We start from the raw sequence: 13,083 nt of genomic DNA, 5'->3' as shown, positions 1-13,083 counted from the left end.
CCGATGACTTCGCCAGCGTGCTCGGCCACCAGCCAGGCGTGCGAGCAGGTGGCCACCTCGATGCGACGGGCCATCTCCGCCGTTGTCGGCGGCTCGGTCTCGAACGTGATGGCGGTCTGCAGCACATAAGGCCGGTAGATGGTCGCGCATGCGGCGGCGTCGCCCTGGTCGGCGGCCCGAATCGTCAACGTCATGTCACTATAGTAGTTGCCACGTCTACTATAGTGAAGACATGCCGGACTCCCTGACCACGAACCTCGCAGCCACCCTGCACGCCACTCGGACCGACCGGGGCCTGTCGGTCAACGCTCTCGCCGAGCGTTCCGGTGTCTCCCGGGCGATGATCGCGAAGATCGAACGCGGCGATGTGCAACCGACCGCCGTCCTTCTGGGGCGCCTCACCGCTGCGCTCGGGCTCACCCTTTCCGAGCTGTTCTCCCGCACCGAGGTTGACACGCCGCGGTTGGCGCGAGTCGTGGATCAACCTGTCTGGGTCGACCCCAAGACCGGCTACCGGCGCCGCTCGGTCTCACCGGTCGCCGGCTCCGTCCAGTTGGTCGAAGTCGAATTGCCGGCCGGCGCCGAGGTTTCCTATCCGAGCGAATCCTTCGCCCTGGCGAGTCATCAGATCTGGGTGCTGGACGGGGCTCTACGCTTCCTTGAAGGCGAAGTCGAGCACGACTTGAGCGCCGGTGACTGCCTAGCCCTCGGCACACCGGCGCCCGGGACGTACCGGAATTCCACCGACCGGCCCTGCCGTTATCTGGTGGTCCTTGAGCGACGTCGCTGAGCCGAGTGATGTACTGCTCCTCATGAGACACCGGGCGGGCCTGATCGTCGGTGTGGTGATGCTGCTTGTTGCGGCCGGTGGCATCGTGGGCTGGCGGTGGTGGCACAACCGGGCGCCGTATGGGCCGAAGGCATTGGGCGTCACCGCGACCCTGCGCCTGGTTGACCAGGCCACCGCGGATGCCGCGATGAGCCCGGTGAATGCCGAGCATGCGGCCGACGGCGACCAGATCTTCCTCGGCCGGGTGGCCTGGCGGCGGCCACCCGATATCAAGGCCGACAGCGGCTCGTTCCGGGTCGTGATCCTGGACAAGCGCACCCGCCGGATGCCCGGCCTCATCAGCGTGACGTCGGCGCGGCCGGACGATGTCGGTGCCGGCTCGGACGGAGCCCTGGACGTTGCCGAGGAGCGCTACCCGTGGTTGCGGGGCATCGGGCCACGTGAGATCAACGGTTCGTTCTGGACCGCCGGTAACGCCATCACGGTGTCGTCGGTAGCCGCGTCACCGGTGACGTTCGTGATGGTGCTGCATCCGATGCGCCCGGAAACGCCACCCGAGCAGGCCGTCGCCACCGCTCCGGCCGCGGTCAGCGACCTGCTGGTCGCCCTGATCAACGTCGGTTCTGACGGCCAGGTGTACTGGGCTCAACGCCTGTTGAACTGACAGGCCCGTCAACGGGCGACGCCTCGGTGCGGTGTACGAGGTACCCGACGGCCGAGACGCACAAGATGCCGACGACGCCGCCGCCTGCCACGACCTGGTGGATCGGAAGGAACTCGGCGGCCACACCCGCCAGGGTCATGCCCAGACCTTGCGCTGTCATCAGGCCGGCGGTCAGCAGGGTCATCGCCCGTCCCCGCAGCCGCTCAGGTACCGCGGCGATGAACCACTGGTCCAAGCCCAGCGTGTAGGCGATGCCGCAGCCCGAACCGACTTGGCAGATCAGCGCTACGGCCAGGTTGGGGTGCCATGCGTAGCCGAGCGGCGGCAGCATGGCGAACAGGGCGACGGGCAGCGTGAGGCGGGAGCGGCCACGCGGACCCAGCAGCGCACCGGCCAGGGCGATGCTGCAGATCGCCCCGATCGGCATCCCGCACAGCAACAACCCCAGCCCTGCCGAGCTGGTCCCGAGGGAACCGGCGTACGGCGTCAGCAGCGCCTCGGAAACCACGACGAACATCGGCGGAATCCAAGCCAGGAGCAGCAGCGCCCGAACACGCCGGTCCGCGAGCAACTGGCGTAGTCCGGACAGGGACGCAACGAGCAGCGCCCCCTCCGTCTGCCCTCCCCGGGCGGCGCGGGCCGGCCGGCGGCGTGTACCTACGCCCAGCAGCAGGGCGGAGGCCAGGAAGGTGCCAACCGTCAGTCCCAGCACGGCCCGCGGTGAAACGGCAGCCAGCAACAGCCCACCGGCGGCGAACCCGCCGAGCTGAGCACTCTGCGAGGTCATCCGGATCACCGAACTACCCAGCACGAACCCGTCACCCTCGCCGAGGACATCGCCCAGCGTCGCGGTCCGCGTACCGGTGAAAACGGGTGCGATCGCCGCGACCAGGCACCGCAGGACGAGCAAACCGGCGACCGGCGTCCCAGGCAGCACGAGCCCGGCAGCGCAGGCGGCGCAGAGCAGGTCACAGACCACCAGCACACGCCGGGCCGGCAGCCGGTCGGCCACGGCCGACAGGAAGGTGCCACCTATCACGTACGGCAGCAGCCCGAGGGCGAAGGTGAGCGCGCTCAGCAGCGGGGACCCGGTGCGGCGGTACACCAGCACAGAGAGCGCGATCTCACAGACCACCGTGCCGAGCGTGGACAACAGATGCGCGATGAACATGGCACGGAATTCACGTACCGCGAACACCGCCCGGTATCCGGTGCGCGGCTGCGCGGCGATGACCGTTGTCGCCGCGGCGACTGGGGGTCTGGTGGACGGCATGCACGGCAGCGTGCCCGCCCCCGCCGGTATCTTTTAGTTCTTCGTCCGGAGACGAATCATCCGCGACCGGAAGGTGGGCGCCGATGCCGATGCGCATGGTGTTCGACCGGGAGGACCTGGTGCGTTGCCGCTTCGCGGTATCACCACTGTGCGAAACACACGAAGCGGTCCGGACCCTCATCCGGCCCCTGCGACACGGCTACCACCAGCCATGGCTCCGACGGTTCCGGGAGGCGGTCGCCGGACTCGACCTGACCGCACTGCTCCTGCTCATGCCCACGCGCGGATACACACCCGACTTCCTGGGCCCACCACCGGACGCCCCGCTGGGCTCGTCGGCCCGCTTCGAGGACGAACTGGCACGCCTGCGTGACACCGACCCGGACCTCGCACACCGCGAAATCGCCCGATCCCTGGCCTGCACCCCGGGCGCCGCGCAAACCCCCGTGGGCCGGGCGATGCTCACCGAGCCCGCGCGCGCCGTGCGCATCCTCGCCGACGCCACCGAACAGGCATGGACCGCCCTCGTCGCCGCCGATTGGCCCCGCCTGCGGACGGTGCTGGAAGCCGACATCGCCACCCGATCGCAGCGACTGGCCGAGGGCGGCCTCCGGGCGTTGTTCGGCGACCTGCACCCGGATGTCAGCTGGGCCAACGGGACGCTCGCCGTACGCGGCGGCAGCGTCGCGCTGGACGACCAGCATCTCTCCGGCCGCGGACTGCTGTTGATGCCCAGCGTGTTCGCCTGGCCCGACACCGTCAGCGGGTTCGCTCCGCCCTGGCAGCCCACGATCATCTACCCCGCCCGGGGCATGGCACGCCTGTGGGAGACCGCACCCCGGCCGGCGACCGACGCGCTCAACCGGCTGCTCGGCGCCAGCCGCGCCGCCATACTGGCCGGACTCGACGAACCCGCGTGCACTGCCGACCTCGCCGTCCGGCACCGGCTGGCCCCGTCCACGGTCTCCGTACACCTGGCGGTCCTGCGCGATGCCGAACTCGTCACCTCGCAACGCCAGGGGCATCAGGTGCTGTACCGGCGTACCCGGCTCGGCACTGCGCTCGCCCAGAAACCCGCCGTTCATCACGAGGCGGCGCGGCAGTTGGGTCGGCCGGAGCAGGCGTGATGCCCTCGTTCCTCTTCGGACCGGGACTTGTCCGGGCTGATTCGCCTGCGGTTCACCCGGTCACTGCTTGGCATTGTGTCGAACAAATGACCGACTCGATCTCTTTTGGTGTGCCATTCTCTCAGGTGAATTTGTTTCGGATGCACAATGATCAAGCATCTGGCCTGGACTTCCGCAATAAGTAGGAGGCGCTGACCGACTGGACGGCGGAGCACGGACGGGGGGTGAGCGGAATTCGCGACTTGGGTCTATAGCCGACTTCTTGCCTAAACTTCATACTGATGGCACAAATTGAAGTTGATTCGCGTCGGACCGGTTCCAGGGAAGCCGGAGGGCCAGGCGATGACGATGCGGGAGCGCGTGAGTCCGGTCAGCGTGGGCCGGCTCGATGACGGTGGAACCGTCACGCCGGAGCGGGCGGCTGAGCCTGGTCCGGCGGACCGGCTTCTACACGTTGACCATCGGAGGGACGGTGGCCAACGGCATCCAGGTCCTCGGCGCCGGCCCGGCCACCTCGGTGGGCCTGGTGATCGCCGGCTTGATCGGAGCCGCAGCCCTGGTCCCGGCGGTCTACGAGGAAGGCCTGAAGCGCGGGGTCAGGAGTTCCGGCGCCGGCGACTCGGTGCACGAGGACCTCGTCATGCATAGCAAGGAGCTGACCGCCCTCAAGAGCATCCTCGACTCGACACTCGGCGCCTACCGCCCGCACCACGAAGCGCGCACGATCGTCTTCGACATCGGTGAGCAGCCCGGCGACGACCTGATCGAGGAATGGCGGCGCACCACGCCGAGCCGGGGGGCGGTCGTCTACTGGTCTCAGTTCGAGGCGCTCGCCCTGGGCCAGCATCACATTCTGAGCTGGGACGACATCGGGCTGCGCGTCGGTCGGGTGCCGGAGGAGGACGGCGATCCTCAGCGGGCGAAAGTCATCCCGGTGCGGGACTGGCCGGTCCCCCGGGCGCTGATCCTGTTCGCGCCGCCCCGGCCCCAGGTGAACTGGACGGCCAACTACCGTTCGCCGGGGTATTGGACCCAGTTGCGCGAGACCCGGTTGCAACGGTTCACCTGGGCGCCCCCACTGGTCAGACCGGATGAGAACGGCGGGCAACGCACCCCGGTGCAGACCGTCACCTTCGTCTTCCGGGTGCCAGTCGCGCTCGGCCCGCTCCACTGCCCGGCTCTTCCGGACGGCATTACCGTCGTTTCCGACAACCATCCACAAGACGGCGTCCGCACCTACCGGGCCCTGATCGACGATCTCAACGGATTCCTGGCCGCGAACCCCACCGCGAACGCTGCGATCGAGATGTTCCTCATGCTCAATCAGGGAGAAGCACGATGAGCATCGACCACACACCGCGAAGGAACGGGCCGACCGCCGCCCTGGTGATCGGCGTGGCGATCGCCTACGCCAACGTCGCCATCGGGCTCGTCGCCACCCTGAACACGTTGCCGGCGCTCATCCTCCTGGGCGTCATCGCGGTGGCCACGATCGCGGTGCTCGTCCGGCTGTACCGCCCCCCGGCGGCGCGACCCGCGCCGAAGCCGACCCCGGACCGGCGTCCCATCGGCCGCTCCCCGGTCGTTCGCGAGCTGCCACCAGGTGATTGGCCTGGTCGACCGCTGTCCAGCATCGAGGGGTATTCCGAGGATCTGGAACTGACGGTGTGGGTGGGCCTGACCGAGGACGGCGACCGGGTCCGGGAGCGCCGGACGACCCGGGTCACCCGCCCGCTGCGCCAGCGCGAACTCACCCTGATCTCGCCCTATGCCGGGATGGACACCGGCAAGTTCTCGGCGAATCCGCGGATCGAGGTCGGTGGCGGGCGGATCGAGGCGACCTGGCTGGCCGAGGACATCGCCGGTCGGGGCACCGTCACCTTCACGCCTGCGGTCCAGACCGGCGAGACCCTGGAGTGGACTCTTGACTATCCGCCGGCCGGGCTCTGGAATCCGCTGCGCGAAGATGACATCGACGTGTTCAGATACGATGTCCGAAACTTCCCCATCGGGAAGTTCACCGTCACGTTTCGCGTACATAAGAATGCGAGTGCCGTCTTCGTGCAGGAGCGTAATCGCCGCGGGGCGGTGAGTGACTATTCGACGAATGGCGAATGGGTTGTCGTGTGGAGCGCCGACAGCCCGACCCCGCCGGCCCGGTTCGAATTCGATGTCCGGGTGAACTGGGGTGCCTGAGAAGCCGAACGCCGGCACCTTGAAAGATTGACCTTGAAAGCCTGAAATCCCACCCTCGATACCCGCATGCGGTATCGTTCGCCTTGCTAGCTCACGAACGATGCAACCGAGCCAGGCGAACGGCGCGAGAAAAGGCCCAAGGGCCACTCGCGGGCCGATACGCCTCGTTCCTGGCGTAAAGGAATTCACATGGCGACAACCTCGAGGAACCGCGCGGGCCGGGGCGGCGAAGGCTCTGCCGGGTAACTGTTCCACTACTCAGCGCATAGCACCGCCACAAGCGTTCTAGCACTCCCGCGTAACCGACCAGGTCCGGCCGCATTGCGGCCGGACCTGGTCGGTTACTGCTTCTCAGGTGAACTGCCGGCCAGGTGCTCGACCTGCGGCCGGCTCTGCCGAAGCCAGGCTGCACCTGTCTCCCTGCATGGTCCGGGACGAGCCACGTGAGTTCTGCCGCCCGCGCGATCGGGCGGCCCGTGGCAGCGGGCGCGACCACCCTGATTACGCCGAGATCAATCCGTCGCGGTATGCGGACATCAACCCGCGGTGGTACGCGGAAGTCAACCTAGCGCGGGATGACCGCCTAGGTCCGGGAGTTATACGTTTTGCCCGATCCGCATCCCGGGCTCCTCGGAGGTCTCGTGTCCTGTGTGAAACACGCACTGACCATCTTTCTCGCCACGTTCGTCGCGATCCTCACGGTGAGCGCACCCGCCTCCGCCGGCGTGGATGCCCAGGGGTGCACCGCTAACGGATGAGACCGGCCGCGCCTGACCTTGCGCCTCAGCCGTGGCTGTTCCGTGGGCTGTGCATCACATGCAACAGGTAAGCAGTTATCCGGAAATCCGGTTCTTAACCCCTCTGGAGGAAATGTGAAACGCATCATTGGTTCTGCCGCGGCCCTGCTCGTGGTCGTGGGCAGCCTGGTCCTGGCCGCGCAGCAGCCGGCCGCCGCAGCCCCGAACTGCCCCCTCGGCTACGGGCACGAGCCCTATGAGGGCGACGTCATGCGCCAGCCGAACAACGCTGCGGCCATTCGGGCCCAGAAGAACCGAGGGGCCAAGGCCGTCGAGGGCGACCTGCGCTTCACAAGCGGTTACACCAAGGCTGTCATGTGGCACAACAAGTCCACTTGGGGCCTTAACTACTCGGGGAGCGCGCAGGACATCCACTCGGTCAGCTGGACCTACCTGAAGTCCCTGAAGATCAAGCCGGGTCAGGATTTCAGCGATCAAGGGGTCATGACGTTCTGGGCCTGGGTCAGTGAGATCAAGGCTCAAGGGCTCGACGGCCTGGTGGAGCTGAAGGAAGTGCCGGGCAACTTCGTCGAGATCGCCAAACCGCTCGCCAAGCTCGGTATGGCCGACCGGATCAAGTTCTACTCGACCGGAGCGGACAACACCAACGCCACCAACGCGATCAATGCTCTCAAGAACGCGATCGGCAAGGAGTACTGGGACTCGGTCGATGGCCGCAACTACCAGATGCCTTGGGTGGCCACCCAGGTCGGGCAGGAAGGGCCGAACACGTGGTGGGCCAATAGCGCTTCCGCCTGGGAGTCGACGTTCGCCAACGGCCGGCCGGTCGTCACCAACTCCATCGAGAGCTACAAGACCTGGACCAACGGCAAGTGCAACTGGTAATCGGCAGGGCATGCATTTGCTCCGGTGCTAAGGCCCAACTGCTTCACTGATGGGTGTCCGGGGGATCGGCGGCGGCGATGGTGTGTCGGCGCTGCTCCGATCCCCCGAGGCCCCTCTTGGCGTGCGGGGCGGATCTGCCGCCAAGTCGACGGCCTGCCGGTCGCTATCAGCCGTGCGGGATTCAGCTTCAACAGTCGAAGACCGACCAGCAGATGTCATTGCGCAACCTCTGGTCATCAAGCACAAGCTCGCGGATCGCCTCCGGGAGCTGATCGCGCTGCCACTGGCACTCCAGTCGCGCCGCGGCCTCGCTCATGCCGTCCGGTTGCGCCGCACGTGCGGCCTTGATCGCGTAGGCGGCGGCGCCGAGCTCGTGCGCGGCGACGTGAGCGACGACCGCGGCCTGGCCGGCTGCGTAGGCCGCATGCCGTGCGGCCCCACGCAGATTCCTGGCTGCGCCCATCGCATGGCCGCCCGCCGCGCGAGCCTGCATCATCTTGACCTCGCCACGCACCCAGGCCCGGGCATGCTCGATCGCCTGGCGCGGTCGCGGGTCTCCCGGCTCGGCCGACTCGAAGAGGCCAAGGACGTGCTCCGCGCATGAGGCTGCCCACAGCGCGAGCAGACGGTGGTCGGCATCCGTGAGGGTCCCGCCACGGCGGATCGTCACGAAGCGAGGGTCCCGGATCTTCGGGAGGATCATGACTCGCCGTCCCTCCCGCGCGCGTCGGCGCGGCTCAGTGCGGCGCGCCCCGGCGGTCGGTCCACCGTCCGCCGCAGGGAATGGTCCAGAGTGCTCATCAGCTGGGCGACACGATTGCTGCCGCTTGCCGTGGGCGGGTAGCGGCGGAGCACGTCGATGAGCACCGGTGACGCACGCTGCCGCGACCGTTCCAGCAGGGCATTCCCGATCGCGGGGTCACCGCCCGCCTCGACCTCTCCGATGCGGGCAGCGCTGGCGGCGGCTCGCAGGATGTGGCCGACCTGACTGGCCTTGGCGATGGGGTGCAGGTATGCGGCCGAGGCGGCGTCACCGGCGCATCGTGCGGCCAGCCGCGCGGCTTCGGCGGGTGCGGACCGGGCGGCTCGATGAGCGTCGAGGGAGGTGACGCGCTGCAATCGCGTCCTCCTGGCGCCATTGATGAACGCCCAGGCTGCGTCGATCGCGGCACGGGGGCGCGGATCATCGGGAACAGCCTGCTCGAAGACGGACAGGACGGCCTCGGCGTGCTGAACCACATACCGTGCCACGACGCGCAGTTCGTCCATCGTCAGGTCGAAGTCTCCGGACACGATGTGCGTGCTCTGTGTCATGTCCATGAATCGTATCCTTGAACACCCGATTGAGGCTTCCTGACCGGCTTTCCGCTCATCCGCTTCGACAACCTTCAACCGCGGGTCAGCTGCGGCCCGCCGGCCGTCGGCGCGAGCCGAGGCCTGGCCGGCCGGCGACAACTCCGGTGAGAGCTAGAAGGTCGCCTTGTCGGAGGCCCGCCGGGGCAGCACGGCGGTGTGTCCGTAGAAGTTACGGATCTTGATGACGGCCCGTTCGTATTCGTCGAAGTTGATGGGCTTGGTGACATACGCGTTGGCGTGGGCGTCGTAGCTGGAGGTGACGTCGCTGTGTGAGGACGAGGTGGTGAACACGATCGTCGGGATGGACTTGAGGTCGCCGTCTGCCTTGATCGCGGTGAGCACCTGGCGGCCGTCGACGCGGGGCATGTTCAGGTCGAGCAGGATCAGGTCCGGCCGCGGCGCGGCGTGGTAGCGGCCTTCGCGGCGCAGGAAGGCCAGTGCCTCGGCGCCGTCGGCGGCGTGGTGCAGATAGCTGGGGATGCTGTGGTCGGCGAAGGCGCTCTCCACGAGCGCGACGTCGCCGAGATCGTCTTCGACCACGAGTACTTGCAGCACGGGCAGATCAGTTGTCACGGACTCACAGACTCGTTTCCCTGGACTGAGGGGCGGTTCCTGCAGGGGCGATGCGTGCCCAAAACGGTTGATTCCGGGTCGCTGTCGTGGCGGCACCCTTCGCCCGCCTCCGCTCGGTGGTGGCGACGGCCGGGTGGGATGCCGCTTGAGCAGGTGCGCCTGCCGGGGTCTGGGACAGGGTGGTGCCAAGGGCCGGGAGTCTGCCCTTGACCGGCACCATACGCGACGGGTACGACAGCAACCGGTCTCGGCGATCTGCCGCGGCAGCGGCGAGGAGGTCTGACCCCGTCCAGTCGAAGTCCATCCCCGGTCCAGTCCCGCTGGAGAGCCTGCCTCCAACCGACTCCACCGCTGGAGGAGACATGAGACGGACACGGATCATCAACCGGATACCGGCCTTGACGCTGGCCTTGACCCTGGCGCTGATCGGCACGCTGGGAAACGCTCTCCCCGCACACGCCCAAGCGCCCGCGGATGGCGGCGCGCCGGACCTGCCCGGCAGGGTTGCCACCGCCACGCCCGGCGTTTCCAAGCTGAAGCCGAACGCGGCCAAGCTCCTCGCGGGCGCGCGCTCGGCAGCGCCCGGCAAGGCCGGCGGCGCGTTGAGATTGGGTACGCCGAAAGCAGGCGCGCCCGTACGCATGGCCGGCGCCGCGCAGGAAGCAGCGGTGTGCACGCCGTACATCAGCAAGCTGGTGACCCGGGCCGGCCTCGACGTGCGGATCGACTACCTGGCTGAGGTCGTCTGCAACTTCTACCTCGCGGGCGCCGGGCAGGCATACCTGATCGAGCGGACGGGCGGCTCCCCGTACAACGGGCAAGTCGTCGCGGCCGCCGCGCCGTTCTCCTTCTACAACGGCTACTACGGATACAGCCTCGGCGCGGTGCTGATCGACGGCCGGGTCTACGACGGTGGTAGTCAGATGGAGATCGGGTTCGATCTGGCGTTGCAGACGCTGAACGGGGCGCCGTGGGCCGGCTGCTTCCAACTGCCGGCCGGGGAGCGTTATCTGAGCCCGTGCTACGGCGTCGGCACCCCCACCGTGTCGGTCTCGATCGGGTCCGGGGAGTTCGGCACGGGCCTCGCGCCCAACCGGCTGGCGCTGCTGGCGAGCTTCACGCAGGACAGTCCCGGCAGCTATGACGCATGGAACGCCGCCCGGCAGAACCAGGCCGCCTTCGCGGAGTACGCCTTCGACTGGGCGACCAACTTCTGTACCTGGGCCCCGGACAACCCACTCGGGTTCAGTTTCGAGCGATCCTGCGCACGCCACGACTTCGGTTACCGCAACTACAAGGCAGCCCAGCGGTTCGAGGCCAACAAGGACCGCCTCGACCTCGCCTTCTACGGCGACCTGCAGCGGCAATGTGCGACGTACGAGGCGGTGCTGCAGCCGCCCTGCTATGCCCTGGCCTTCGTCTATTACGAGGCGACCCGGATCTTCGGATTCCAGAAGGTCACCGACGAGCAGATCGCCGAAGCGGCCAAGCTGATGCCGAAGGACACCTCTGGCAAGGCCCCGTCGGCCTGACCACCCGGTTCACGGCGAAGCCCGCGACCAGGGCTTCGCCGTGAATCTCGGCTGGCAACGCACCAGAGCCGATGACCGCGACCGACCCGTTCGCGGTCACGGGGTGTTGACAATACGGTCCCAGTCGAGGCCGCTGTTCGCCTCGCCCCGGCCGGTTGCCCGGTGCGCGCCGAGCCAGATCACCGGCGAGCCGTCGTAGCAGCGGGTGCGGTGGAACGCCAGGCTTATCCGGGTGCCGACCCGCGGCACCTCCTCCTCGTGCAGGAAGTACCGGTTGCCGTCGTCCAGCCCCGTCCGCAGCAGCGTCGTCCGGGGCTCGACGCGATCTATCCGGCCGCCGATCGACCGCGGCATCGCGCCCCGCTGCAACTGGATCTCACGGCTGTCGCCGGGCACATGCACCGGCAGGAACGGGATCCAGTTCTCCGGCACGGTGCCCATCGCCTCGTAGGCGATGGCGGCGATCGGCGTCAGCGGGTCGGCCGGCGGGTGCTGCCGCTGACGGAACGCCAGCGTCTGGCGCGCCGCCTCCTGCCCCGGCATCGGCGTGCCGGTGGCCAGCCAGACGGCCTGCTCGATCCCCCACACCATGTTGGCGGCCTCGTCGCGGACCATGAGCACGTCCTCGACCGGCGGCCCGTCCATGGTCGGCGCGCTCGGCGGCAGGTAGATGCCGAGCTGGGCGGCGACCGGCGCGGTGCCGGCCACGTCGAGGTTGAACATCGACCAGCGTTGCCAGTCGTCGTCCACGCCGGCGCCGGCCGGATCGATCCACCGGCGCTCGCCGAAGACGTCGGTGACCACCACGCCGTCGACCCGGGCCAGCGTGCCCTCGTCGAGGTCGCAGGGCAGCAGGAACCAGTCGTCGCTGAAGACCAGCGCGAACTCCAGGAACAGTGTCTTGACCAGGTCGGTGCTGTCGGCGCTGATGGCCCCGAAATCCGTCCGGCCGTCCTCGAAGGACCACCAGCGTGGGTGCGGCATGCCGGCGAAGCGGACCTCGCCGGGGATGACGGTACGGGTGACTGTTCGCGCCGTCGCCGGGCTGCCGGGCGTACCCATCGCGATGCCGGACGTGTCGTAGGAGAACGCGTGCCAGTCCAGGCCGCCGCCGCGGTATTCGGCGGCGGTGAGCACGGTCTCGCCGCCGGCGGCTTCGGGCGCGGCGGTGGTGAAGCGGTGCTCCAGCCGGGCCGGGTCGAACGCTTCCGGCCCGTCCGGCTGGGCGATGAGCTTGTCGAACCAGCTCAGGAACCGGGCGGTCAGCGTGTCGAGCTGTACCCGTGCCACCGCCCCGACGCCGGCCACCCCGTCGTACGGATGTCCGCCGCCCTTGAGGTGCGCGTAGAGCTCGTAGCCGTCCATCATCCGGCCGGCCACCGCCTCCAGCGTCGCCCGGACGTCGGGGTGCGCGAGCAGCGGGACGTCGCCCTCCGCGGCCGGATCGGGGGCGACGATCGGCCACCGCGCCACGACCGCCCGCTGCACCGCCGCCGGCAGGGGCGCCGGAACCGTGGGGGCCACCGCCATGAGCTTGACCCAGCGCCGGCCCATCGCGATCCGCAGGTCCATGGCGACCCGCTCGGTGCCGATGGTGAACGGCACCGGCCGGGCCTCGACGGTCGCTTCCAGCGGCTGGCGGTCGGGCAGCGGCTCCGGTGGGAACTCCCGGGCGCGGTAGCGGGTCGGCCGGCTGGTCCGCAGGTGGTATGTGGCCGAGACCGGCGATCCGGCGTCCTCGCCGCGGAACTCGCCGAGCTGCCACTGCCGGGCCAGCATCCACAACGGATCCCGGACCTCGGCGCGCAGCGCGGCGTCGAACTCGACCGTACGGGGGCGGCCCTCCAGACGGTTCCAGACGGTCACCGTCGGGAAGCGGCGTTCGGCCAGCGCCGCGGGCAGGTCGGTGATGACGGGCGGTCGGGTCAT

13 protein-coding genes are annotated in these 13,083 nt (G+C 68.7%); 7 read left to right on the top strand and 6 right to left on the bottom strand.

The annotated features are described in order from the left end of the window. Positions 1-194 (bottom strand): GNAT family N-acetyltransferase (locus DMB66_RS06875; RefSeq protein WP_125803151.1); only part of this gene is annotated, 194 nt, incomplete at its 3' end. 38 nt (positions 195-232) lie between these two features. Here DMB66_RS06875 and DMB66_RS06870 point away from each other — a divergent pair. After that, a complete protein-coding gene (locus tag DMB66_RS06870) occupies positions 233-790 on the top strand; it encodes an XRE family transcriptional regulator (RefSeq protein ID WP_125803150.1) in 558 nt (185 codons plus the stop codon). 22 nt (positions 791-812) lie between these two features. After that, complete coding sequence (locus DMB66_RS06865; protein WP_125803149.1) at positions 813-1,454, top strand: hypothetical protein; 642 nt, start codon at positions 813-815, stop codon at positions 1,452-1,454. On the opposite strand, the gene DMB66_RS06860 is transcribed toward DMB66_RS06865, so the two are convergent. Further along, on the bottom strand, positions 1,402-2,727 hold the full coding sequence (locus tag DMB66_RS06860; protein WP_125803148.1) for an MFS transporter: 1,326 nt from the start codon (positions 2,725-2,727) through the stop codon (positions 1,402-1,404). The two genes, DMB66_RS06865 and DMB66_RS06860, sit on opposite strands and share 53 nt — an antisense overlap. Positions 2,728-2,810: 83 nt before the next feature. Between DMB66_RS06860 and DMB66_RS06855 the strand changes: the two genes are divergently transcribed. The 4 genes from DMB66_RS06855 (at position 2,811) to DMB66_RS06840 (ending at position 7,693) form a co-directional block, all read left to right on the top strand. Further along, positions 2,811-3,854 carry a DUF5937 family protein gene (locus DMB66_RS06855; protein ID WP_125803147.1) on the top strand — a complete coding sequence of 348 codons (1,044 nt, stop codon included), beginning with the start codon at positions 2,811-2,813 and terminating at the stop codon, positions 3,852-3,854. A gap of 388 nt (positions 3,855-4,242) precedes the next feature. Beyond that, a complete protein-coding gene (locus tag DMB66_RS06850) occupies positions 4,243-5,196 on the top strand; it encodes a hypothetical protein (RefSeq protein WP_125803146.1) in 954 nt (317 codons plus the stop codon). After that, complete coding sequence (locus DMB66_RS06845) at positions 5,193-6,050, top strand: hypothetical protein (RefSeq protein WP_125803145.1); 858 nt, start codon at positions 5,193-5,195, stop codon at positions 6,048-6,050. Before DMB66_RS06850 ends, DMB66_RS06845 begins: the two co-directional genes overlap by 4 nt. An 872-nt stretch (positions 6,051-6,922) precedes the next feature. Next, complete coding sequence (locus tag DMB66_RS06840) at positions 6,923-7,693, top strand: hypothetical protein (protein WP_125803144.1); 771 nt, start codon at positions 6,923-6,925, stop codon at positions 7,691-7,693. Between the two features lie 187 nt (positions 7,694-7,880). Here DMB66_RS06840 and DMB66_RS06835 read toward each other — a convergent pair whose 3' ends face one another. The 3 genes from DMB66_RS06835 to DMB66_RS06825 all read right to left on the bottom strand — a co-directional run bounded on the left by DMB66_RS06835 (position 7,881) and on the right by DMB66_RS06825 (position 9,622). Then, positions 7,881-8,396 (bottom strand): putative immunity protein, encoded by a 516-nt coding sequence (locus tag DMB66_RS06835; protein WP_125803143.1) that lies wholly within the window; start codon positions 8,394-8,396, stop codon positions 7,881-7,883. After that, positions 8,393-9,085 (bottom strand): putative immunity protein, encoded by a 693-nt coding sequence (locus DMB66_RS06830; protein WP_233624347.1) that lies wholly within the window; start codon positions 9,083-9,085, stop codon positions 8,393-8,395. Before DMB66_RS06830 ends, DMB66_RS06835 begins: the two co-directional genes overlap by 4 nt. A gap of 75 nt (positions 9,086-9,160) precedes the next feature. Continuing rightward, entirely contained in the window at positions 9,161-9,622 is a 462-nt protein-coding gene (locus tag DMB66_RS06825) for a response regulator (protein WP_125803142.1), read from the bottom strand. Positions 9,623-9,984: 362 nt separating this feature from the next. On the opposite strand from DMB66_RS06825, the gene DMB66_RS63525 reads away from it, so the two are divergent. Further along, positions 9,985-11,154, top strand: a complete 1,170-nt coding sequence (locus DMB66_RS63525) for a phospholipase (protein ID WP_233624346.1) — start codon at positions 9,985-9,987, stop codon at positions 11,152-11,154. 96 nt (positions 11,155-11,250) lie between these two features. On the opposite strand, the gene DMB66_RS06815 is transcribed toward DMB66_RS63525, so the two are convergent. Beyond that, positions 11,251-13,083, bottom strand: coding sequence for a hypothetical protein (locus DMB66_RS06815; RefSeq protein WP_125803141.1), 1,833 nt, complete (start codon positions 13,081-13,083; stop codon positions 11,251-11,253).

The organism is Actinoplanes sp. ATCC 53533 (assembly GCF_003947245.1).
The sequence above is the reverse complement of the archived record's forward strand: the minus strand, read 5'-3'. Positions and strand labels throughout refer to the sequence as shown.